Consider the following 22,723-nt stretch of genomic DNA (forward strand, 5'->3'; position numbering starts at 1 on the left):
GGAAAGTTCAGTTAATTGTTTATGAATTAATTGCAATATTATACTTTGTTTACAATCAGAGTACTAATTTATGAATTATTTTGACGATTATTAATAAAAAGCGAACATTCTCTTGAATTAATCAAGAAACTGCCCGCTTAACTTATTGTTATAGCAACATCCTCAAAAACGATTCGAAATTCACGCCTGCCTCACTTGGAATCTGTTCCTTCGCTGTCGACTCGATGGCAGCACCCAGAAATTTCTCCGCAAGCTCCATTGTCTCCCCAATTTCTTGAACACGCATCATGCCGCCCATAATGACGGATGCAAATAAATCGCCCGTCCCCGAATAGCTCATGCCGTTATATTCCTGAAGACTGTGAAAGGAGCTCAATCCATCGATATACATATTGCCAACATATCTTGTTTCCGAAATAGCCGGCGGATTCAAGCCGGTAATGATGACTTTCGCGTTTGTTGCCGACTGCAACTGCCGGCCTGTCTCTTCAATCGCAAATAAATAATCCTCTTTAGCCCGATAACTCTGCAACTTGTCATATGACATACCTGTCAGCAAACAGCACTCCGTAACGTTCGGCGTAATGATATCCGCACGCTTCGCAAGTTCCTTCATATAGCTAATCAGCTCATCTGTAAAAACGTCATACATCTTTCCCCGATCGCCCATTACCGGATCGACAAGAAGCGTCGTCCCTTCCTTGTAAAACGTATGTAAAAACGAAAAGATGTTTTCAATCTGCTCTTTTCCTGTCACGAAACCCGTATGAATGCCATCAAAAGAAGCGCCCAACTTGCTCCACTCGTCTGTAAAATGATTCATCTTGGATGTCAAATCCTCACAATAATAGCTCGGATACTCTGTCTGCGACGTCAAAATGGCAGTCGGCAGCGGAACCGCCTGTACTCCCATGACAGATAAGACCGGGATGGCCGCTGTGAGCGAGCATTTACCAAAGGATGACATATCTTGGATAACCGCAACTTTTTTCATTAGACTTCCCACCTAACACGTCGATACTTGCCTTTTTTACATCGTACCATAAGAAGGTAGTTGCAAGAATACACGGACCGACAATTTAATCTGACCTCTACCATTTTTACCGATCTGGCACTTTTGTGATGGTCAGCTCTTTAGTAATATTAAGTTAATCAAAAACTATGAAGCGAGGAAAATACGCCTATGCAAAATATACAACGAAGCACTCATTCTGCAACACGGGCAAAAACATTCGATTTGGTGCTTACTGCCGTTCTCTCTACGCTTGTCCTAGTGTCAACCGTATTCATCAATATCAAACTTCCAATCGGTCAAGGCGGCTTGATCCATCTAGGGACCGCTGCACTTTTCATCGTTTCGATTCTTTTCGGACCGAAAAAAGGGGCACTTGCCGGAGCCATTGGAATGGGATTATTCGATATTTTCGGCGGTTGGGCAATTTGGGCGCCTACGACAATCGTTGCCCGTGCTCTGCAAGGCTATATTGTCGGTAGGATCGCTTGGTCAAAAGGCCATCAAGGAGATCATATTTGGCTCAACATCCTAGGTGCCATCGCATCCATTCCGGTCATGCTGGCAGTCTACTTCGTTGGCCAAGGCATCATGTTCGGCAACTGGATCCAACCGTTCGCATCGATCCCGGGTGACCTCATTCAGAACATCGTCGGTCTGCTGATCGCCATCCCATTATGCGTTGCCTTGAAGAAGACACCGTTCTTCCGGAAGAAATTTTAATAAAAGCAGTTGAGAAAAGCGCTAATAGCAAATCAAATAGCAACCAAATTAGCGTATGCTTTAAACACAATTGACAATTGAAAAAGCAAGTTAAAACGCACAGCTCATGAAGTGACCTCATGACGTCTGTGCGTTTTTTTACTTGCTATATTTTACTGATGGTTACACTTTTGTAACACCTTATTATATGCCAGGAATGTAAATCGTCCTTTCCATTCCATTCACTGCACCATGAAAGACATATACTGGCTGATAAAAACCTTTTGAATCCAAATGATAGCCTGTTTCCACGTGATTGATCTTTACATTTTCAATCTGTCTATCATCCATGGCTTGCAGAAACCCGCCTGCCAAAATTTCATTATACGCATCTTTTTCACTCTTCATCTGCACATCGCGCACCTTCTGATAGGTAACTAAATGATTCTCAATCCTCTTGATCGTTTGATCGTTGTAAAACACGACGGAGAGGGAACCGTCCACTAGCTTATCTCCCGCTTCTCTCATATCCATTACCCATTCATATGTACCTACGTCGAGTTTTCGGAATTCAGCTTTTCCCGGAATGGCGATTCCGAACGTCGTCGTCTTTTCTTTTAACGTTTCTTCATCCGTGTCGATTGGCTTATTTCCTTCATTATTTTCTTGCCCGTGAGTAAACCTTTTCAATCTTTCTTGGGAATACTGCTCTTTTATCACAAAAACAAAAAAGCTGAAGCTCAATGAATCTTCAGCACTTCCACCAGTTCTTAATTTGGTTCTATATTATTTATCTGTTTTATTTATGAGAATGTTTATGAAAAGCTAATCCAGATTGGAAATAATTTTTATTCGATTTTAAGAACAACCTTCCCCTTTGTCCGTCCACTTTCAACGTGTCTATGAGCCTCTACAATTTCATTTAAGGGAAAGCACTTTTCAATTACAGGTCTTACTTTTTCTTGTTCCATAAGCACTCGTAACAGGTCCAAATCACTGTCATTTGGTTTTGCAAGATGAATTTTAGCCTTCTTACTACCTATGATAGAGCCTATCATCAATTGAATTGGATGATACTTGGGGTAGAGTGGGTGTTCTGTTATATAAATACCGTTTTCGGTTAGAGAACGCAAACAACTGAAAAAGGTCCTTTTTCCGACAGCATCCAGTATCACATCATATTTTTTTCCGTTGCGAGCGAAATCTTCTTCGGTATAATCAATTACATGATGAGCCCCTAGATTTTTAACCCACTCCAAATTCGAGGTACTACAAACTGCGGTTACTTCAGCTCCTAAATACACAGCAAGCTGAACAGCAAAGTGCCCAACTCCACCCGATGCACCATAGATTAAAACCTTATCGCCTGCTTCTATCTGCCCTACATCTCGCAATGCTTGTAGGGCAGTCTGTGCAGCACATGGTATTGCAGCTGCCTCTTCAAAAGTTGAGTTAATCGGCATAATGGATAGAACATTTTGTCTTGGACAGACATATTCAGCATGGGAGCCGGCACAACTTCCAAAAACATGATCGCCAATTTTGAACTTTTGCACATTTTTTCCTATGGCTTCTACTGTACCCGAAACGTCTATTCCCAAAATTTGAGCTTTAGGCTTTGTAAGACCATTCTCTAATCTGGTAGGAAAATAACCTTTTCGAAATAGATTGTCATATTGATTTACTGAGGCGGAGACCACTTTAATTAATACCTGATCTTCATCTTTGATGAATGGCTTATCAACATCCCCAATCTCCATTACTTCAGGGGAACCGTAGGATTTAAAAATTGCTGCTTTCAACTGTTTAACCTCCTATTATTTATCAAATCATTAGATATCCTTTACAATAAAATTGAACCCGCCTTATAAGGTGTTTACTTGATACCTTGTTGATAACGTCATCTAAAAATAGGAGGTAAGTGCAGATGAACACGAATTGTTTAGTTCCTATTTTTCTATGGTGTCTCCGTAAAAAAACACTTCTTCCAGAGGTAAGTCAAAGGAGTGTGCAATGCGAAAAGCTAGCTCTAAAGATGGGGAATAGTTACCCTTCTCAAGAGCAACAATAGTTTGCCTTGTTACGCCTACCTTGTCAGCTAATTGCTGCTGTGTCATTTCATCATGGTTAAATCGTAATTTTCTAATGTGATTGCCGACAAGACTTTTACCCATATTAGACTCCTCTCCTATAATGATAAAGTCTCGTAACCGAGCCAGTTACATCGGACATAAATCCAAAAGTGATTAGAATAATGAACATCATTTGTGACGGCTGAAAGATGAGGAGAGATCCCATCGCAAGAAGAAACCCTAGGATGAAAACAAAAAACGAATTTCTTGTTGCTCTCAAATTAATAATGTTATCCAGTTCATCCTCAAATGTTGGTTCCTTTTCGCCTGTCGTAATTCGATACACGATGTTAAAGACGATATTGATGATTATGTGGGCAATTATTGAAACTACAAGTAAGCTAAAGACAAAAGACCCCCAAAAACGAAAGGTTTCAAGCGATTCCAGTCCATTTCCGGGAAATTGTGGATACATGTACAAGCAAAATGAGCCAAAAATAACGACTGCACTAACCAAAGACATGATGCTTTTTTTCTCTTGATAAGTCATAGTCCCCCTCCCTCCATGTAAGATAAAGTATGCATGATGTAATACATTATATACACCATGTCAAGTTTACGTTACATCTTTTTTGCGTTGCTCAATTAATACGCGGTATCTCCAATTTGTATGCGAATTGAAGTGTTGATGTGGCAACAAAAAAGGAGACACTAATTCACATGTGAATTGTGTCTCCGAATAGTTTTCTATTTGGTGTTTACTCCCCATCAACCGAACCCGTTATCCTTTCTTCACTGCTTTTTATTCCACTCAACGTCTACCTCATCCTAAACTGATACGGCGTCATTCCCGTCTCCTCTTTGAACCTCCGGCTGAAATACGTGGAATGGGTGAAGCCGGCTGACTTTGACACTTCGGCAATCGGCAAATCAGTCTCTTTCAAAAGACGCTTAGCCTCTTCTATACGGGTTCTCAGCATTGCCACGCTGAAAGACTCGCCCGCTTCCCCTGCATATTTCCTGCTCAACGTACTTTTATGAATTCTCAACTCTTCCGCACATGCCTCCAAGTTCCAAGAAGCGTCCCAATAATTTGCCGCGATCCGTTCCTGCACTTTGTCTGCAAGGGTACTTTTGCCTTCCGTGATACCTTCAGTACTTTGGAGCAGCTCCGCAATGAAGGAGAGGAAAGTCCGGATAATATGGTACATGACCGGCTCACGGATAACCGTTTCGAACAATCCATGGTACGCCTGCTCCACTGCCTGCAACTTCAATGATTTCGAGGTCATATACCGGCGGATTTGCGCGAGAATGCTCGTGAGCCGGACACGGACCATTTCAGGGTCAGGGAATGGCGATTCGAGTGTGAGGAAATCCTGTTCCATCCACTCCCGGATAGACACCACCTGCCGTTTTTCGAGCATCTCCACCCATTCACGCTGCTCAAGCGGTGATAAAAACGGATCCATGTCCCGCCAATGAAGGTCGGCCTGCTCGATCGTCAAAATATCATAGCCATCATAGAATATGCGCTCATGATACTTGCGCATTTTTTTATAGAGCGCCCTGTAAGTTCGATTCTGGCTTTCATCCGCATGCAAATAAACCGTCAGCAAGGCGTCCGATTGACGTTTCCATTGCGCGAAAAAGATTGAATATGCCTCTTGCAGGTCCTGCACATCTTTTAATTGATGGACGACGAGCACAAAATCCGAAAACGGGAAGATGTCATAAGCGGTCGGAAAATCATGCAATTCGAGTTCGCGGACGAGATGGTCGAGCTCCTCCAATCGCGATGGCGCGATTAAACTGAAAAGCACTGGGTGTTCCGGCTTTGTCTCCCCGATGAGAAAGTCCTCGTACGTGACGACCGCCTCCCGCTGTGGGACGGGGCCTTTCAGCTGCGTTCTTTCATTCCGCCAGCGGAAGCGGATTTGTTGGACTTGTTTGACAAGCCGGTCGGGTTGGAACGGCCGAAAGAGAATATCTTCCGCTTTCAGGGAGAGCGCTTTGTAAACCGTTTGGAAAGTCCTTTCGGAGGAAATTCCGAGCCAGATGGCGTGCGGCGGCAGTTCGAATTCCGTTGTCATGATGTAGTTCATGTCGATAATGTAGAGATACGCATCCGTTGAAACGTCCGCCCCCTCTGCAATTTCAACTTCCACGTCATTCCATTGGGATGTGAGCAGCCATTTCAGCCCTTGTGCTTCGAGGGAGTCTTTGATGAGTAGTCGTATTTTCATGCGATCACCTATTTTCGGGATTTGATTTATTGCCATCTAGCATTATACTGAGGGCAAGAAGTCTTTCATTTCAGAAAGGATGATTGTTGTGAATAAAATCAATGAATCTATTTGGACAGGTCGTACTGATGATACAGAAGACCGTGCGAGTTTCCGTTATCATCAAGTTATTGAACTGGCCGATATTGAGCAAGTTTCTGGAGGATGCGCCATCATCGGGTTCGAATGCGAGGAAGGCGTCCGGCGGAATAAAGGTCGATTGGGTGCGGTGGAAGCCCCGAACGCATTGCGCGGCGGGCTCGCGAATCTTCCGTGGCGTTTCTCGGAAAACGCTCGGCTTTTCGACGTCGGCAATATTACTTGCGATGGCGAAGACTTGGAGTCCGCTCAACAACAACTTGGCGAAGCGGTGACCGCGATCCTTTCGAAAGGTGCGGCGCCGATCATACTTGGCGGCGGCCATGAAACGTTATATGGCCATTATTTAGGAGTGCGCGAATCGATTGGCAAGGACGCTACGCTTGGCATCATCAACATCGACGCCCATTTCGATTTGCGTCCGTACGACGAACAGACTTCTTCCGGCACGATGTTCAGGCAGATTTTGGAGCAGGATGAGAATGCAAAGTATTTCGTCGCAGGCATCCAGCGGTCCGGAAACACACAGGAGCTTTTCGACCGGGCAGATTTGCTAGATGTTACATACGTGCATGAAGACGAAATGATTCCCGGGCATCTCGAGAAGCTGATGGAAGCATTGGATGATTTCATCGAGCAGCATGACGCTGTGATGCTGACGTTATGTACGGATGTCTTGAACGCCGCGTTCGCACCAGGCGTCAGCGCTCCTTCTCCATTTGGGCTTGATCCATCCACTGTGCGCGCCATCATCTGGAAAGTGGCTGGGCATGAGAAAACGCGATCTTTCGATATATGCGAAGTAAATCCCGCATTGGATGAAAACGGACGGACTGTGAAGCTTGGCGCTTATCTTGTGAATGAAGCGATTGCGTCATTCTTTGTGAAGGCTTGAATTGCTGAAGGCATTTGGCGCGAGAGAAGCTTGGTCTGTCCAAGTCTTCTTCCCGCGCTTATTTTATTGCCTTATACGACTCGGTTCGTTGGCTCCCTGCCTTCGAGCACATCCGTGATCGCGTTGACATTCAATTTCATCATGGTGAGGCGCGTTTTGACGCTTGCGCTTCCGATATGCGGAACCGCCGTGACGTTCGGCAGCGTGAGCAATGGATGACGGACGGGAACTGGCTCCGTTTCAAATACGTCGAGACCTGCGCCGAAAATCGTTTCGTTTTTTAACGCGTCATAGAGAGCGACTTCATCGACGATGCCTCCGCGTGACACGCTGATGAGGGTTGCTGTTTTCTTCATGAGTGCGAGTTCTCGCTCGCCGATCATCCCTTTCGTCTCTTCCGTGAACGGGGCTAGGATCACCACATGGTCCGCACGTTTTAAGAGGTCGTCAAGTTCAGCGAATTCGGCTTGGTATTCTTTTTCCGCTTCGGGTTTCCGGCTGCGGTTATGGTAGAGCACGTCCATGTTGAACCCCTTAGCTCTGCGCGCAACCGCCTCGCCGATCCGGCCCATGCCAATGATGCCGATCGTGGTTCCGTGCACATCCATGCCGGTGAAGCCCATCGGCGTCCACGACAGCCAGCCACCTTGCCGCAAATCCTTTTCTGCTGTATTGAAGCGGCGCGCCGTGGCGAGCAGTAATCCGAATGCAAGGTCCGCGGTCGTTTCCGTCAACACATCGGGCGTATTCGTCACGATGATTCCCTTCTCCTTCGCCGCTTCTGTATCGATATTGTTGAAGCCGACTGCCAAATTGGAAATCACTTTTAAATTCGTGGCACTTTCCAGCATGTCTTGGTCAATCTTATCTGAAAGCATCGTCCAAAGTGCATCGACTTGCGCAATCTCTTCCCGCAATACGTGTTTTGTAACCGCCACTTCTTCCGAATCCCACATCCGGACAGTGAATTTCTCTTTAAGTGGCGCAACGATTTCTTCCGGCAGCTTTCTTGTAACAAACACAGTCGGTTTCATTCCAGTCCCTCCCGTTTCTCTTTTTATCTATTTTAGCACAATTCAGTCGGTTCATTTTCCGCCTTGTATCAAGTTATCGGTCAGTTGAGCGGAGTTATCGGTCAGTTGAGCGGAGTTATCGGTCATCTCAAGGTAGATATCGGTCATTTTAAAGTTTTTATCGATTACTTCAGCCGACTTATCGGTCATTTTCACATAGTTATCGTCATTTCATGACCTTTGAACTACTTCATTCTTGTTCTCGAACGTCATTGGCATCTCGAAATCTTCGTCTTGGAAAGTTATCGCTCATTTCCCGGTGTATATCAATCATTTCCCGATAGTTATCGATCATTTTAGCCGACTTATCGTTCATTTCCCAAGAGTTATCGATCATTTCCCAAGGCTTATTGTCATTTCATTAATACCTACTCCCACCATGACAAAAAACACCCCGCAAGCCAAAAAGGCTTCAGGGCGTTACTACATTCATCCACCAATATAACTCATATTAATCTTCTTCCGATTTTTCACCGTCTGCTCCGTCCGCTCGTTGGAATACCGGTCCGCACGGCGTCCCCACACACCACTAATGGCGTCAAGTAGCTCTTCATCCGACATGCCGCTGCGGATCAATTCCCTTAAATCGAATCCGGAAGAAGCGAACAAGCAAGTGTACAGCTTTCCATCAGATGAAAGCCTTGCCCTTGTGCAAGTTGAGCAGAACGATTCCGAAACTGATGTGATGAAACCGACTTCCGCGCCGTTGTCCAAATATCTATATCGCTTCGCCACTTCGCCGTAGTACTCCTCTTCGGCCGGCTCCATCTCATATTCGGCGCGAAGCATTTCATAGATTTCTTTCTTCGTCACGACTTTCTCGAAACTCCAACCATTATCATTGCCGACGTCCATGAATTCGATGAAGCGCAATGTGATGCCGCGTTCCTTAAAATACGCCGCCATCGGCAGAATTTCGCTTTCATTCACGCCTTTTTGCACGACCATATTCATTTTGATTGTGAAACCAATCTTCTTCGCTCGATCGATATTCTTCAAAATGAGTTCCGGCTTAATACCTCGCCCGTTCATTTTCCCAAACAGCTCCGGATCAATCGCATCAAGGCTCATATTCAAACGACGAAGGCCCGCGTCATACAGCGGTTGTGCATATTGCCCGAGCAGCACGCCGTTCGTCGTCAGTCCGATATCCTCGATTCCTTCGATCTTTGTCAGCTTCGCAATCAAGTTGGGAAGATCGCGCCGCATTAACGGCTCGCCGCCAGTCAGTCGCAGCTTTTTCACGCCAAGAGATGCAAATAGCTTTGCGAACCGCTCCATTTCCTCAAATGACAAAAGCTTATTTTTCGGCAAAAACACATAATCATCACCGAAAATCTCTTTCGGCATGCAATAGGTGCACCGGAAATTACAGCGATCGGTCACCGAAATCCGTAAGTCCCGGATCGGGCGTCCTAATTTATCTACAATCGGATTCATCTTCGTCAGCTCCTTTCCAGGACATCCGGAGTGTTCGCATTCATGAAAGTCCTGCGGGCATCGTCTTCTGTCAACAATTCGCCTTCAATCCACCGGACTCCATGTTTCTCCTGAACGTCCATGACCCGGCGCTTCCCGTTTTCAAGCGCTTCACGCAAACCTGGAAGCGTACCGGCATCCCAGATTGAAACGAGCGGGTGATATTTTCCGTCCAAAACGACAGCGGTCACGCCAGAACTATGGCACTCGAGCAGCCGACCGACCACATCCGCAGTCATGAACGGCATATCACAAGGCAACACGATATAGTGTTCTGCACACAATTTTTCCATTCCCGACAAGATCCCCGCAATCGGGCCTTCCCCTCTAAACGGCTCAATATCTGTCGTCACATGCATTCCTTCAGGAAAACGTTCCACCAATTCTGGGCGTGTGACAATTATGCTTTCCTCGCAAAACGGCGACAATGCAGTCAACGATACTTCATAAAACGGGCGTCCCTCCCATTCGGCAAAAGCCTTTGGGGAACCGAATCGGCTCGACAATCCACCAGCAAGTACGATTCCCGCGGTTTTCATCACCCGCCACTCACCGGGGGAATGAAAGCACACACATCTCCCGACTCGATGACGTCATCTTTCAATGCGTACTCCTCATTCACCGCCACTTGGACATTGTCCGCGCCAAACCCCGGGTAAGACGTTTCCGCCCAATCCAAAAGCTCTGCAACTGTCATCGAATCGCGGTCCAGCGTTTCTTCCCCTTTTCCAGTAATTTCACGTAATCTCGCGAAATAGTTCACTTTGATCATGCCTGTTCAACTCCCTTTGCAGGATATTTCTTCTGAGCACCGATCCATTCTTCGCCGTCTTCCCAAATTTCCTTCTTCCAGATAGGCACCACTTCTTTAATACGATCAATCGCATATTCATTCGCCTCGTAAGCCGCTTTCCGGTGAGGAGAAGAGACGGCGATGACGACGGCGATATCCGATATTTGCAGTTCCCCGATCCGATGGGCGATCGCAACGCGTACACCCGGCCATTTCGCTTCCATTTCCGCTCCGATTTCCGCCATTTTCTTTTCCGCCATCGGGACATAGGCTTCGTACGATAGGTAAAGCGTCTTCACACCGTGCGTCCACTCCCGAACATTACCGGTAAAGACCGTGACAGCGCCTGCTGAAGGATGAAGCACATAATCCATGTATTTTTGAACTTCTATCGGTGTTTCCACAATTTCATATTGTTTCATCGCCATCTCCCCCTCCAATCCACTTTACAAACCATTCGTCAATCTGCGCCGTTTCCTCGCGCGAATGAATATGAGGACAATCTATCTCAATTTCAGGACACCCGATAACGAGTAGCTTATCTTCCAACTTGCACAATGTATGCCAGTCTTCCGGATCTCTCAGCAAAACGACTTTATTCCCTGTTTCTCTTTTATACCCTTCAATCAATAAAACATCCGGATTGCCCATCGAAGCCATTTCCTTGAGCCTAGCGAAATCCGGCTCTTCATTCCAAATGAATTGAACCGTTCCACCACCCGCTACAAGTGTTGCGTCTGCCCCATTCGCTAAAAATTGCGATGTATCTGTCGAGGCTTCGCTCATGTCCGGCTTCCCGCCATGCCCATGATGCTTCAGCACGGCAACCGACAAACCTTTTTCCTTCAATAAACGGACCCATCTCGCAACTAACGTCGTCTTGCCGCTATTTTTATAGCCGACGACATGGAGCGTTTTCATAGCGTCCACTCGTCGGCGCCCTGCTCGCTGCCGATTAACAGGATATCGACTTCATCCCCCTGGACAAAGCCCCTCGTTCCGCTTGGTAGTACGATCAGGCAGTTCCCTCTTGCAATTGAAGAGACTGCGTTTGATTTATTAAATCCCGCTGGCACTGCTTCAATTCCACCCTCGGTGAATGTCCAAGTGGCGCGGATGAAGCGCGTAAATGGATTTGGCTTCGTGAAGTCCTCCCCCAATTTCGCCGTCATCCTTGGCATATAAGGGGCTGTTTCCCCCATCATCGCAAGGATCGCCGGCCTTGTAAATAGCTCAAACCCTGTGAAGCAGGCGGATGGATTTCCAGAGAGGCCGAATAATAGTTTATTTCCAAGCTGAGCAACGGTCGTCACACTGCCCGGTCGCATTGCCACTTTATTGAATAAAACCTTCGCGCCAAGCCGCTCATAAATCGCAGGCAAATAATCATAATCACCGACAGACACGCCGCCTGTCGTTATAAGTAGATCCGTCTCCGCAATCGCCTGCTCGACAATCGATGTGCAGGCATCCAAGTCATCCGCCGCCATCCCGTACGACTTATAGTCAATGCCCATCCGCTTCAATTGTGCTCGGATCATCGGACCGTTCGAATTCCGGATTTTACCCGGCACAAGTTCATCCGCCACATCAAGCAATTCCGTCCCTGTCGATAAAATACCGGCGACCGGACGTTTCGCAACTTTTACTTCCGCATAGCCGAACGTCGCAAGCAATGCGACTGTTCCAGGATGGATGAGCGAACCCGCTTCAATGAGCAGCTCCCCCTCCTTCGCATCTTCGCCTTTATAAGAGATATTTTCTCCCGCCTCAAACGGTTTCCGCAGCGTGAATCCATCATCCGTTTCCACCGTTTGCTCCAGCATGACGACCGCGTCCGCGTTTTCCGGAATTTGCGCGCCAGTCATGATCCGATATGCTTCCTTTTCACCGATCGGCTTGTCTCCGACGTAACCCGCGCCGATTTCCCCGATGACTGTGAATGAGACCCGGTTATCGCCAGCCGCTCCTTTCGAATCGAGCGACCGGATTGCAAATCCATCATAAGGTGATCGGTCAAAAGGAGGTACATCGTGTTTAGCGATAATTGGCTCGGCAAGGACTCTTCCGTAAGCTTCCTCAAGGCCAATCATTTCCGTTCCTAAAGGTGTTGCGTGCTCCATTACGAGCCGAACCGCCTCCGCGACGGGAATCGGTTTTCTAATTTCCACCATTGCGAACCCTCTCCTATCTTCTGATACACTAAACTTACTATGTTTGAAGGGATTGAATCCAATGTCCGAATTGACACATTTCAACGAGCAGGGGCGCGCCAAGATGGTCGACGTCTCCGACAAGTCGGTGACGACAAGAACCGCTGTCGCCGCTTCTTCGATTGTTGTGAATGAATTGATCCACTCGCAAATTACGGAAGGCACGAATAAAAAAGGTGATGTCTTCGCCGTCGCGCAAGTCGCTGCAGTCATGGCCGCGAAAAACACATCTTCGATCATTCCAATGTGCCACCCACTTGCCCTGACTGGCGTCGATGTCCGCTTCGAATGGCAGATTGATGAATCTGAGCAGCATTACGAAGTGCTCATCGAAGTCGAAGTGAAAACGAAAGGCGTAACCGGTGTCGAAATGGAAGCGTTGACCGCCGCTTCCGCTGCAGCCCTCACGATTTACGATATGTGCAAAGCGGCCGGCAAGGAGATGGTCATCGGCTCGACAATGCTGCTGAAAAAGACTGGCGGGAAAAACGGTGACTTCGATCGGGCGACAATGCGCTGATTCTCCATAGGAAAAAGGTCACTAAATGACGATAACTATTGAGAAGTGACCGATAACTTTGTGAAAATGACCGATAACTTCCCGGAACTGATCGATAACCTTGTGAAAGTGACCGATAACCTCCCGGAACTGACCGATAACTATCGCAAAAAACGTTTCGCCCGACTTCATAACGATTACTTCCGATGCTTCGTCAATTCGTGCACAATATGATGAAGCTCCGGAAGGATCAGTTTTTCCATCGCCAGTTTTACCGCTTTCGACGACCCCGGCAAGGCGAATAGAACCTTCTCTCCAATCGACCCTGCAGTTGCCCGGCTCAACAATGCCTTTGAGCCGACATCTTCCGTATAGCTCAAGAACCTGAACAACTCTCCGAAACCATCAATCGTCTTCGTAAAATACGGCGTCACCGTTTCAATCGTCACATCACGGAAGCCGATTCCAGACCCGCCCGTTATGATAATGGCCTCAACGGCGGGATTGCCAACCAACTCTTCCACGTTACGGGAAATTCCCTCCGACTCATCCGTACAAATCCGATAATCTGCAATATGGTGACCAGCTTCTTCCGCCATCCGAATGATCGTCCCACCGCTTTTATCCGTATCCTTATCCCGCGTATCGCTCACCGTCAAAACGGCGATAGCGATTGACTTTTGCTTTTCATTATCCGTAAGATGCGACAACTCGCCCACCCCCTATCACCCAAAAAATTGATGATACATCTTCCGCCCTTGCTTCATATCTTTCAATCCGTGGATAAGCAGCCTACCGTTTTGGAATAAAACACAGCGGTACCCTTCTGCATGGAATTCCACAAAGAACGGCGTCATCCGGTATTCCGTTCCCAATCGCTCCGCCACTCGCACGCCATCTGCGACAGATAAAGTTCTTCTGCTATCCGGCACAATCTGGACGGTTTCCCTTCCGCAAAGGACTGCATAATGTGTGCCTTCCGGTTGATTCAAGGAAGGATATGTAGGTACTTCTCCACAAGTTTCGCATTGAGTATTCCGAATCCGCGAGATGCCGGCCTCCGCTTGTGTATTATTCCAAACATCAAAGTGCAATAGCTTTGTCATCATCGCGTCATGATTGCCCGTCAGCCACTTCAATGCTTCCGCGGACTGCCTCGCCGCAACGATCTGGACGGCAGGTGCAATAATGCCGGCCGTATCGCATGTTTCATTGACCGACGGGAGGACCGGCAGCAAACAACGGAAACAAGCCGACCGACCCGGGATGAACGGAAAAACAGTGCCCGAACTGCCGACGCATGCGCCGTGAATCCAAGGGATCCCCTTCTTCCAAGCGACATCGTTCATGAGAAGCCTCGTTTCAAAGTTGTCCGTCGCGTCCATGATCAGATCGGCTTCTTCCGCCAGCTCTTCAAGCAATGCACCGTCCACATGATCGAGCACTGTCCGGATGTCAATGTCTATCCGGATCTCTTTCAGCCGACGTTCTGCGGCGACAACTTTCGGCACGCCGTCCAAAGCGTCCTGTTCGGTGAACAATTGCTGCCTTTGCAAATTGGACATTTCCACGTAATCGCGATCCGCGATTGTCAGCTTGCCGACACCTGCCCTGACTAATATCTCGGAGATGGGGGAACCGAGCGCCCCGCAGCCGATGACGAGTACATGTGCTTTTTTCAATCGTTCTTGTCCTTCTTCGCCGATCGGCTTGAAAAGCGTCTGACGCGAATATCTCGTTCCCACCCTAACTATCTCCTTCCAGATTCAATCTTCTGGCTATCATCCAGCTTCGACCGATTACTTCCTCTTCAGTATAGCCTGTAAGTTTAGTAAATGCAGGATTTACTGACAAACTAGCACCTTCATTAACAGATCAGATAACTGCATATTACCGGTCCGACTCATTCTTCACCATCTCCTTAGCATGCTCCCCACGGAAATTCCTTTATCGCTTGCCTCGCGTTATCTGGCGATCTACTATTCAGAATATAGTTCTTTCCAAAATAATTCAATGGGAGGCTCATTCTAAACTTGTTCTTTAATGGTAAGAATTTCAAATGAGGATCCATTCATAATTCTAAAAACTGGTATAATACCTATATAAAATAGAAATAAACGGGGGATGTTGGGTGTCACTTCAATTTATTAACGCAGAGAAACGGATTCATGATTCCGTCGTCTTCCCAGCATTTGATTTGTCGGTCGACGCGGGGAAAGTCGTTGCCGTCTACTCGAGTGTCAATGTCCGCGAGCAGCTGATTGAGCTATTGCTTGAAAAATCAAAGCTGTCGAATGGAGAAATTAGGGTTGGGGAAAGCGGCATTTCAGAAAACAGAACGAAAATCGGATTCTTCTTTCTTCATGGCGGCTTATATGAGCGGCTTTCCATCGAAGAGATGGTCCGTTTTACAAAACAGCTTTATCAATCTGATGAATCTCTCGAAGATATTATTCAGACCGTACAATTGGATTCAAAACGTCATATAAAGATCAAGCAGTTGTCGTATTCCGAGAGAAAACGTGTTCAGCTCGCATGCCTACTTATGCAGAATGCAGAAATCCATATTTTTGAAGAACCAGATCAAAATCTTGACTTGGAATCAAAGCGGATTTTCCTTGCCGTACTTCAGCAGCTGAAGGAAGACGGACGCAGCGCATTCATTTTAACAGGAAATATGGAAAGCGCAGTCACATCTGCCGACGCAATCTTCCGTTTGGATGAAAATGGACTTCATGCCGTTCATACATTATTGGATGAAGATAGAGAAGACTCTTCTTCCGTGTCCGAATCCATGCCTGTCCGTTTCGAAAAGATTCCTACGAAGGTCAATGAAAAAATCGTCTTGTTCGATCCGCCTGAAATCGATTATATCGAAAGCAATGAAGGTCAATCTTTTTTACATATAAAAGGAGAATCATTCCCTTCAGTTTCTACATTGAATGAATTGGAAGCTCGGTTGCTTCCGTTTGGCTTCTTCCGCTGCCACCGTTCGTATATCGTGAATCTGCAGAAAGTGCGGGAAGTCATCACTTGGACGAGGAACAGCTATAGCCTCGTTTTGGATGACGCCGAAAAATCGACAATTCCTTTATCGAAAACGAAAATGGTCGAGCTGAAAGAGATGCTTGGACTATAACTTTGTAGAATATTGTATTATTTCCTCGGAAATATTTTGACAGTATCTGACGATTCAACCCGGGAAATACTCTGTTCATCATTCACGACGGGAAATCCACCTGAAAAAACGGTCCATTCATGTGCGATTTCGCTCTACTCACCCCCTATTAAACTCTTTTCATCCGAAATATGATGTAGCCGATTCCGATTTCACTTATTCTGAAGGTGCAAATAAAAATGAGCGAAACATACGACAGGAGGATGGAAATGGAGAATATTATTGAGGTGAGTAGTTTAGCAAAGGTCTTTGCGAATCAAACAGCGATTGAAAGCGTGGACTTCCAAGTTAAACAGGGTGAGATTTTCGGCTTCCTCGGTCCAAGTGGATCAGGAAAAACAACGACAATCAAAATTTTGACTGGGCAATTAACGCCAACGAGCGGGACAGCAAACGTTTTCGGTGAATCCGTTTCCCAGCTGAAGAAATCGGAATACCGAAGACGGTTTGGCGTGCTGACAGACAATAGCGGGCTATATGGAAGGTTATCAATCTACGATAATTTGAAGCTCTATTGCGATCTTTATGATGTACCCCACTCGAAAATCGACGAAGTGCTTGACGCTGTTAATTTGAAAGAAGAGAAGTCGAAAAAAGTATCTTCCTTATCAAAAGGGATGACACAGCGCGTGACACTTGCGAGGGCTTTGATCCACGAACCGGAATTGCTTTTCCTGGATGAGCCGACGTCCGCTCTCGATCCGACAAATTCACTTCATATCCATGAAGGGCTGCGCGCATTAAACGCAAAAGGAACGACGATTTTCCTCACGACGCATGACATGCACGAAGCAGAAACGCTATGTGACAGGGTTGCTTTCCTAAATAAAGGTAAAATCCAGTTATTGGACACTCCGGATAAATTGAAAAAGAGATACTCCGATTCGACGATTACAGTTGAATTAACAAACGGAGAAAAAGTGATCTTGCCGGCAGGTTCAGAAGGAGCAAATCAATTATTCGAATATATGAATACGGACCAAGTCGTAACAATCCATTCGAACGAACCGACTTTAGGGGATATTTTTGTACAAGTGACAGGGAGGAAATTAGCATGATGATTTCATGGAAACGCGTGAATGCGATATTGCAAAAAGACTTTAAGGATTTCTCACGGAATTTGGCTGTGTCGTCAGTAATTTTCGTCCCGATTATTTTAGGTGCCTTTTACGGGCGAATGGGCGTTGATTCGATTGATACCCATTTTATGCTTGTTAACATGACGTTTGGAATGGTCGCTGCTTTTGTCCAATGCTGTTTAATCGCGGAAGAAAAAGAAAAGAACACGTTGCGCGGACTAATGCTTTCCCCGGCAAGTACGGCTGATATTCTTGGCGGAAAAAGCTTGCTGACGTTCATTATGACGATGGTTGTTGTGTTTTTTACGGTCTACCTGGCTGAATATAAGCCTGCAAACGTCGCAATCATTGCAGCAGCAATTGTTTTATCATCATTCTTCTATATCGCGTTGGGAACATTGCTTGGCCTTTATTCCAAGTCCGTTTTGGAAGCGTCTGTTATTGTAATGCCCGTTATTATCGTCTTTTCACTTGGTTCATTCATTACATTGGTAGTGGAGAAATATCCTATTTTACAAGTGGCAACATACTTGCCGAATATCCAGTTAGTCGAATTAGCTACAAAAGTGGAAGCGGGTGCTGGTTTTGGAGGTGTGCTTGTCGAATTTGCAATCATTTTAGGTTGGGTGATTGCATCGCTCATTCTTACGGTTGTCATCTATCGGAAACGGATGGTGGATTGAGATGAAGCAGGTGCTGAAATTAGTAGCGGGATTCGCAATAGGGGCAATGGCCTTCTTCGTCTACATAGTGTTTTTCAAATAAGTTGAAGTGCTAATTGATAATCGGGGTGAATGACATGGAGCGAATTGAAATTATTTCATTGAATGTTGGTAAACCGCAAGACTTGCAGTTCGGGAAAAAAGACGTGACGACTGGTATAAATAAAAAACCTGTTGCGGTACCTGTTTATCTATCAAAAGTGAATTTCGACGGCGATGGGCAAGGTGATCTCGTCAATCACGGCGGAGTGGATAAAGCAGTATGTGTCTATCCGTACGAGCACTACCCTTACTGGGAAGAGGAACTGGGGAAAACGTTAAACGTGGGTGCGTTCGGAGAAAATTTGACACTCAGAGGATTGACAGAGGATGAAGTTTGCGTCGGCGATTCATTCCAAATCGGCGATGCTGTCGTGCAAGTGAGCCAGCCGCGGCAGCCTTGCTTCAAGCTGTCGCTCATCCATGACCGTAAAGACATACCTCTACTTGTGCAGAATACAGGTTATACAGGATTTTATTTCCGTGTAATGAAGGAAGGAATCGTCTCTCCTTCAGACGAATTGGTGCATATTTCGCGACCTGAACTCGCCATAACGGTATCCGAAGCAAATCGACTCATGCACCATGCGAAAGATGACGTGGACGGCGCACGGAAAATTCTTCAGTTGGATGAATTATCGGCGAGCTGGCGGAAGACATTCAATAAACGGATTGCCGGGGGTGTAATGGATACAAGCGAGCGGCTGACCGGGAATAAATGATAAAAAGAACGCATGGCCGAGTTGAATAGCCTGCGTTCTTTTCATTCTTATAAATCATCAAACCCATTCAAATCGCTCGTTTTCACGTATTGCCGTGACGTCTGCTCAAAGAAATCCGTCTTTGTATCGTCAAAATTGTCGACGTAGGCGCGAATCCATTTCATCGGATTATCCGTAAACTCGGGGTAGATTTCACTTAGTCCAAGCATGCGAAGCATTTTATTCGCACGATACTTCACATAGCCCGCCATTTCATCCAGGTCGATTCCTTCAATTTCCCCAAGCACATAACGACTCCAAATGAGTTCCTGCTCGACGGAATGCCGGAATTGATCATAAATCCACTCCGTGAACGCTTCTGTATTATACTCAGGATTTTCAGCAAGCGCGGCGCGGAATATATCGCTAATCGCTTTCCCGTGCTGCAATTCATCCCTATTGATGTACGAAATCATCGTCGACGTTCCGACCATCTTCTGATGACGCGCAAGATTATAGAAAAATGCAAAGCCGCTATAGAAAAATAAGCCTTCCAGCAACGTCGTATACACCATCGCTTTCAACACCGTTTCAATCGTCGGGTTCTCCGCAAATTCATTATAAATGTCGACAATCCGCGCATTCCTCTTCATAAGAACTTCATCGGTGCGCCCCATTTCAAATGAAACCATCTGCTTGTCGAGCGTCGTCACAGATGACAGGACGTACGCGTAGCTATGGTTATGCTCGCTCTCCTGATCGGCGATGGTCGCCATGATTGATTTCACCGAAGGATCGGTTGCGAAATCTGCAATCTTCATGGCAATTACCGTTTGAGGACCGTCCAACGTCGCAAGCAACCCGATAATTTTGAGGAAAGCTTCCTGTTCGACTTTCGACAAATTCGCAAATTGCTTCACGTCCTGTGTCATATCGACTTCATTCGCCGTCCAAAAAAGGGAGCGGATCCTTTGTCGCAATGTGTAGAAATGAGGGTGGGCAAGATCATTCCAGTTCAGAATGCCGCTCGCTTCCCCGCCGAAAATCGCTGTTGATTTATTTGAATGTGCCGGGTTCAGCACTTTAACGCGTGTAAGTGTTGCCATTGTTGAACTACTCCTTTCGACCATTCGATGACTTTCTTCTCTTGCGTGCCACGAGGGCTTTGTTCAATTGTTAGAGGCTCATATTTTGATTCGTAAAATCTGGCGAGCTTTACGGCAGCTCCGCAAAAAAGCTCATCCCCTCCAAACTGCGTATCCCCGGTCCCAAAAACATACACATTTCTTGGTTTGTAGCCAATATCCGCCACGAAATCCTTCACTTCGTCAGGCGTGGAACCCTTGTCCCATGTGAATGAGCCGATGATCATCGCATCGAATCTGTGTGGATCTGGCACCGGATCGCTCCCAATCCGATGCACAGTTATATCCATCCCTTCCGCCAGCAGCGTCTCCTCCACGATTTCCGCTACTTCCTCTGTATTGCCACTCCACGACGCATAAGCCATCAAGAATGACACCATTCGCACTCCTCGATGTCAGATGCCGTCGATCTCATGTAATACGTCGTTTTCATGCCTGATTTCCACGCTTGCATATGCAAATCGAGGAGGACGGATGCGCGGATATTGTTCGGCACGTAAATATTGAACGAGATTGCCTGGTCGATATGGCGCTGCCTTGCAGCATTCTGCTTGATCGACCAGCGCTGATCGACAATATACGCGGAGCGGCGGTACACGTCATATGTGTTGTGATCGAGGTCCGGCGCAATGACCGGCAGCTTGTAGTCTTTCTTCTCCTCATGATAGAACGGTTTAAATATTGGATCGATTGAAGCCGTGGACCCAGCGATGACAGACGTCGAGCTGTTCGGCGCAACCGCCATCAAATACCCGTTCCGTATGCCGTTCGTCGCTACATCGATCCGCAATTCACGCCATTCCTTCGAGTCGTAGCCCCGTTGTTCGAAATAAACCCCTGTCTGCCAGTCCGATCCTTTAAATAAAGGATAAGCCCCTTTTTCACTCGCCAATTCCATTGATGCCTTGATCGTTAAATAGGCGATTCTTTCGTACAACTCATCCGCAAAGCCGACTGCCTCATCCGATTCCCATTGGATATTCTTCAAAGCGAGCAAATGATGCCAGCCGAACGTCCCGAGTCCAATCCCGCGGTATCGGGCATTCGTCCGTTGCGCCTGGACGACCGGTATTTTATTCAAATCAATAACGTTGTCGAGCATGCGCACTTGAATCGTGATGAGCCGTTCCAATACGTCCGCGGGAACAGCACGTCCTAGATTCACGGACGACAAATTACAAACGACAAAATCGCCCGGTTTGGAGCGTGTTACGACAATATCTTCTTCAAGCGTGACAGACTCGAATTGTGTCGCGCTCTGGTTTTGCGTTACTTCTGTACAGAGATTACTCGAATAAACCATCCCCTCATGCTTATTCGCGTTCGCTCGGTTTACTTCATCACGATAAAACATAAATGGCGTCCCTGTTTCGAGCTGGCTGCGCATGATGCGTTTCATAATTTCAATCGCCGGGACGGTCTCTTTCGTCAGTTCGGGATGGTTGACACATTCCTCGTACTTCACGCGGAACGAACCGGCTCCCTTCGTTTCATCATAATGATCTTCCAATGAATACCCCATTACTGTACGCACTTCATGTGGGTCGAATAAATGCCAATCACCACGGGCTTCGACTTGCTCCATGAAAATATCCGGCAAGCAGACGCCAGTGAAAATATCATGTGCACGCAAGCGATCGTCCCCATTGTTCAGCTTCAGATCAAGAAATGTGAAAATATCTTTATGCCATACATCGAGGTAAACGGCGATTGCTCCTTGACGTTGGCCGAGCTGATCAACGCTGACGGCTGTATTATTCAGCTGCTTAATCCAAGGCAGGACGCCACTCGAAGCCCCTTTGAATCCTCTTATCGAAGAACCGCGCGAACGGACCTTGCCCATGTAAACTCCGATGCCCCCACCATATTTCGATAGATTGGCAATATCGGTATTACTGTCATAGATGCCTTGCAGCGAATCATCGATCGTGTCTATGAAGCAGCTGGACAACTGACCATGGGGTTTGCCCGCGTTTGAAAGCGTTGGCGTCGCCACAGTCATATACAGATTGCTCATCGCCCAATACGCCTCTGCCACTTTCCCGAGACGGTTCTCAGTTTCATTTTGCATGAGCGTCATCGCGATGATGAGCCAACGTTCCTGCGGTAATTCAACAGGATCTTTATTGAAATCAACCGCAACGTACCGGTCCACAAGCGTTTTCAATCCAATATACGTGAACAGCTTGTCCCGCTCCGGTTCTATGATCTCACCAAGCTTCTCCAAATCTTCACGTGAATACTTTTCAATCAAAACAGATGTATACAGGCCACTCTTGACTAGCCGCTCTACATTGTCAGCGAAATCCGTATATGCTTTCGCTCCCCTTACACTTTCCTGGCGGGAATAAACTTCCTGCAAATAGATTCGCGCAGCAACGAATGTCCAGTATGCTGACGCTTCGTCAATATTGCTGAGCGACTCCAAAATCATTGCTTTCGACCAATCGGAGTCAGTCCCTTCAGGGTGCCGCTCCTTCCAGCGCTCACTCGCTATAATGAGCGGTTGAAGCTTGTCCGCTCCGAATTCGGCTTGCAGTTTGTCCATAATACTTGTCGTTTCCGTGATAATCGTCACATCATCCATCTCCTTTAATTTAGGCTTCGCAATGAAAAAAGCGATGAATCCACCTTTTCGGTAGAGTCATCGCTCATGGATTTAGATTAGGAAACAGATCGGGTCCCTCTTGAAAAACGAAAGCAAAAACCCGCTCGCTTCCACCTCTCAACCCCCGAA

At 46.7% G+C, this 22,723-nt stretch carries 27 protein-coding genes; 7 read left to right on the forward strand and 20 right to left on the reverse strand.

Going from position 1 to position 22,723, the window contains the following annotated elements:
* Positions 1-148 precede the first annotated feature (148 nt).
* The gene (locus M3191_RS02520) at positions 149-994 is read right to left on the reverse strand and encodes a pyridoxamine kinase (RefSeq protein ID WP_251697867.1); all 846 of its coding nucleotides are present in this window, start codon (positions 992-994) and stop codon (positions 149-151) included.
* Positions 995-1,183: 189 nt separating this feature from the next.
* On the opposite strand from M3191_RS02520, the gene M3191_RS02525 reads away from it, so the two are divergent.
* Positions 1,184-1,735: an ECF transporter S component gene (locus tag M3191_RS02525; RefSeq protein ID WP_251697868.1), complete on the forward strand. Its 552-nt coding sequence runs from the start codon at positions 1,184-1,186 to the stop codon at positions 1,733-1,735.
* Positions 1,736-1,918: 183 nt separating this feature from the next.
* Here M3191_RS02525 and M3191_RS02530 read toward each other — a convergent pair whose 3' ends face one another.
* The 5 genes from M3191_RS02530 to M3191_RS02550 all read right to left on the reverse strand — a co-directional run bounded on the left by M3191_RS02530 (position 1,919) and on the right by M3191_RS02550 (position 6,032).
* Positions 1,919-2,404: a hypothetical protein gene (locus M3191_RS02530; protein ID WP_251697869.1), complete on the reverse strand. Its 486-nt coding sequence runs from the start codon at positions 2,402-2,404 to the stop codon at positions 1,919-1,921.
* A 158-nt stretch (positions 2,405-2,562) separates the two neighbouring features.
* Positions 2,563-3,516 carry an NAD(P)-dependent alcohol dehydrogenase gene (locus M3191_RS02535; RefSeq protein ID WP_251697870.1) on the reverse strand — a complete coding sequence of 318 codons (954 nt, stop codon included), beginning with the start codon at positions 3,514-3,516 and terminating at the stop codon, positions 2,563-2,565.
* Positions 3,517-3,663: 147 nt separating this feature from the next.
* Positions 3,664-3,888 (reverse strand): helix-turn-helix transcriptional regulator, encoded by a 225-nt coding sequence (locus M3191_RS02540; protein WP_251697871.1) that lies wholly within the window; start codon positions 3,886-3,888, stop codon positions 3,664-3,666.
* Between the two features lies 1 nt (position 3,889).
* Positions 3,890-4,336, reverse strand: a complete 447-nt coding sequence (locus M3191_RS02545) for a hypothetical protein (protein ID WP_251697872.1) — start codon at positions 4,334-4,336, stop codon at positions 3,890-3,892.
* Between the two features lie 268 nt (positions 4,337-4,604).
* Positions 4,605-6,032, reverse strand: coding sequence for a helix-turn-helix transcriptional regulator (locus tag M3191_RS02550; protein WP_251697873.1), 1,428 nt, complete (start codon positions 6,030-6,032; stop codon positions 4,605-4,607).
* 79 nt (positions 6,033-6,111) lie between these two features.
* On the opposite strand from M3191_RS02550, the gene hutG reads away from it, so the two are divergent.
* Positions 6,112-7,065 carry a formimidoylglutamase gene (hutG, locus tag M3191_RS02555; RefSeq protein WP_251697874.1) on the forward strand — a complete coding sequence of 318 codons (954 nt, stop codon included), beginning with the start codon at positions 6,112-6,114 and terminating at the stop codon, positions 7,063-7,065.
* Between the two features lie 71 nt (positions 7,066-7,136).
* On the opposite strand, the gene M3191_RS02560 is transcribed toward hutG, so the two are convergent.
* From M3191_RS02560 to M3191_RS02595, 8 genes are all read right to left on the reverse strand, one after another.
* On the reverse strand, positions 7,137-8,099 hold the full coding sequence (locus M3191_RS02560) for a 2-hydroxyacid dehydrogenase (RefSeq protein ID WP_251697875.1): 963 nt from the start codon (positions 8,097-8,099) through the stop codon (positions 7,137-7,139).
* Between the two features lie 51 nt (positions 8,100-8,150).
* Entirely contained in the window at positions 8,151-8,294 is a 144-nt protein-coding gene (locus M3191_RS02565; RefSeq protein ID WP_251697876.1) for a hypothetical protein, read from the reverse strand.
* Between the two features lie 273 nt (positions 8,295-8,567).
* A complete protein-coding gene (gene moaA / locus M3191_RS02570) occupies positions 8,568-9,578 on the reverse strand; it encodes a GTP 3',8-cyclase MoaA (RefSeq protein WP_251697877.1) in 1,011 nt (336 codons plus the stop codon).
* Between the two features lie 5 nt (positions 9,579-9,583).
* Complete coding sequence (gene mobA / locus M3191_RS02575; protein ID WP_251698074.1) at positions 9,584-10,156, reverse strand: molybdenum cofactor guanylyltransferase; 573 nt, start codon at positions 10,154-10,156, stop codon at positions 9,584-9,586.
* The gene (gene moaD, locus M3191_RS02580) at positions 10,156-10,389 is read right to left on the reverse strand and encodes a molybdopterin converting factor subunit 1 (RefSeq protein WP_251697878.1); all 234 of its coding nucleotides are present in this window, start codon (positions 10,387-10,389) and stop codon (positions 10,156-10,158) included. The genes mobA and moaD overlap by 1 nt, the downstream gene beginning before the upstream one ends.
* A complete protein-coding gene (locus M3191_RS02585) occupies positions 10,386-10,832 on the reverse strand; it encodes a molybdenum cofactor biosynthesis protein MoaE (RefSeq protein WP_251693342.1) in 447 nt (148 codons plus the stop codon). Before M3191_RS02585 ends, moaD begins: the two co-directional genes overlap by 4 nt.
* Entirely contained in the window at positions 10,819-11,331 is a 513-nt protein-coding gene (mobB, locus tag M3191_RS02590; protein WP_251698076.1) for a molybdopterin-guanine dinucleotide biosynthesis protein B, read from the reverse strand. The genes M3191_RS02585 and mobB overlap by 14 nt, the downstream gene beginning before the upstream one ends.
* Positions 11,328-12,584, reverse strand: coding sequence for a molybdopterin molybdotransferase MoeA (locus M3191_RS02595; protein WP_251697879.1), 1,257 nt, complete (start codon positions 12,582-12,584; stop codon positions 11,328-11,330). Before M3191_RS02595 ends, mobB begins: the two co-directional genes overlap by 4 nt.
* A 61-nt stretch (positions 12,585-12,645) precedes the next feature.
* On the opposite strand from M3191_RS02595, the gene moaC reads away from it, so the two are divergent.
* Positions 12,646-13,143 (forward strand): cyclic pyranopterin monophosphate synthase MoaC, encoded by a 498-nt coding sequence (moaC, locus tag M3191_RS02600; protein WP_251697880.1) that lies wholly within the window; start codon positions 12,646-12,648, stop codon positions 13,141-13,143.
* 176 nt (positions 13,144-13,319) lie between these two features.
* Here the strand turns inward: moaC and M3191_RS02605 are convergent, their stop codons facing one another.
* The 3 genes from M3191_RS02605 to M3191_RS18645 are packed head-to-tail and all read right to left on the reverse strand — an operon-like array spanning position 13,320 to position 14,976.
* Positions 13,320-13,832, reverse strand: a complete 513-nt coding sequence (locus M3191_RS02605; protein ID WP_251697881.1) for a MogA/MoaB family molybdenum cofactor biosynthesis protein — start codon at positions 13,830-13,832, stop codon at positions 13,320-13,322.
* A 15-nt stretch (positions 13,833-13,847) separates the two neighbouring features.
* Entirely contained in the window at positions 13,848-14,867 is a 1,020-nt protein-coding gene (locus tag M3191_RS02610; RefSeq protein ID WP_251697882.1) for a ThiF family adenylyltransferase, read from the reverse strand.
* 1 nt (position 14,868) lies between these two features.
* Positions 14,869-14,976: a PAS domain S-box protein gene (locus M3191_RS18645; RefSeq protein WP_353056498.1), complete on the reverse strand. Its 108-nt coding sequence runs from the start codon at positions 14,974-14,976 to the stop codon at positions 14,869-14,871.
* Between the two features lie 277 nt (positions 14,977-15,253).
* Here M3191_RS18645 and M3191_RS02615 point away from each other — a divergent pair, with 277 nt between their 5' ends.
* The 4 genes from M3191_RS02615 (at position 15,254) to M3191_RS02630 (ending at position 18,862) form a co-directional block, all read left to right on the forward strand.
* Entirely contained in the window at positions 15,254-16,261 is a 1,008-nt protein-coding gene (locus M3191_RS02615; RefSeq protein WP_251697883.1) for a LytTR family transcriptional regulator DNA-binding domain-containing protein, read from the forward strand.
* A gap of 248 nt (positions 16,262-16,509) precedes the next feature.
* Positions 16,510-17,358: an ABC transporter ATP-binding protein gene (locus M3191_RS02620; RefSeq protein WP_251697884.1), complete on the forward strand. Its 849-nt coding sequence runs from the start codon at positions 16,510-16,512 to the stop codon at positions 17,356-17,358.
* Positions 17,355-18,062, forward strand: a complete 708-nt coding sequence (locus M3191_RS02625) for an ABC transporter permease (RefSeq protein ID WP_251697885.1) — start codon at positions 17,355-17,357, stop codon at positions 18,060-18,062. Before M3191_RS02620 ends, M3191_RS02625 begins: the two co-directional genes overlap by 4 nt.
* A gap of 116 nt (positions 18,063-18,178) precedes the next feature.
* Positions 18,179-18,862: an MOSC domain-containing protein gene (locus tag M3191_RS02630; protein ID WP_251697886.1), complete on the forward strand. Its 684-nt coding sequence runs from the start codon at positions 18,179-18,181 to the stop codon at positions 18,860-18,862.
* Between the two features lie 47 nt (positions 18,863-18,909).
* Here M3191_RS02630 and M3191_RS02635 read toward each other — a convergent pair whose 3' ends face one another.
* From M3191_RS02635 to M3191_RS02645, 3 genes are read right to left on the reverse strand one after another with little or no spacing between them, the layout of a single operon-like run.
* Positions 18,910-19,947 (reverse strand): ribonucleotide-diphosphate reductase subunit beta, encoded by a 1,038-nt coding sequence (locus M3191_RS02635; RefSeq protein WP_251697887.1) that lies wholly within the window; start codon positions 19,945-19,947, stop codon positions 18,910-18,912.
* Complete coding sequence (locus tag M3191_RS02640) at positions 19,917-20,366, reverse strand: flavodoxin (RefSeq protein WP_251697888.1); 450 nt, start codon at positions 20,364-20,366, stop codon at positions 19,917-19,919. Before M3191_RS02640 ends, M3191_RS02635 begins: the two co-directional genes overlap by 31 nt.
* Positions 20,351-22,573, reverse strand: coding sequence for a ribonucleoside-diphosphate reductase subunit alpha (locus M3191_RS02645; RefSeq protein WP_435368126.1), 2,223 nt, complete (start codon positions 22,571-22,573; stop codon positions 20,351-20,353). Before M3191_RS02645 ends, M3191_RS02640 begins: the two co-directional genes overlap by 16 nt.
* Between the last annotated feature and the right edge of the window lie 150 nt (positions 22,574-22,723).

This window comes from Sporosarcina luteola (assembly GCF_023715535.1).
In the GTDB taxonomy this organism is placed as follows: domain Bacteria; phylum Bacillota; class Bacilli; order Bacillales_A; family Planococcaceae; genus Sporosarcina; species Sporosarcina luteola_B.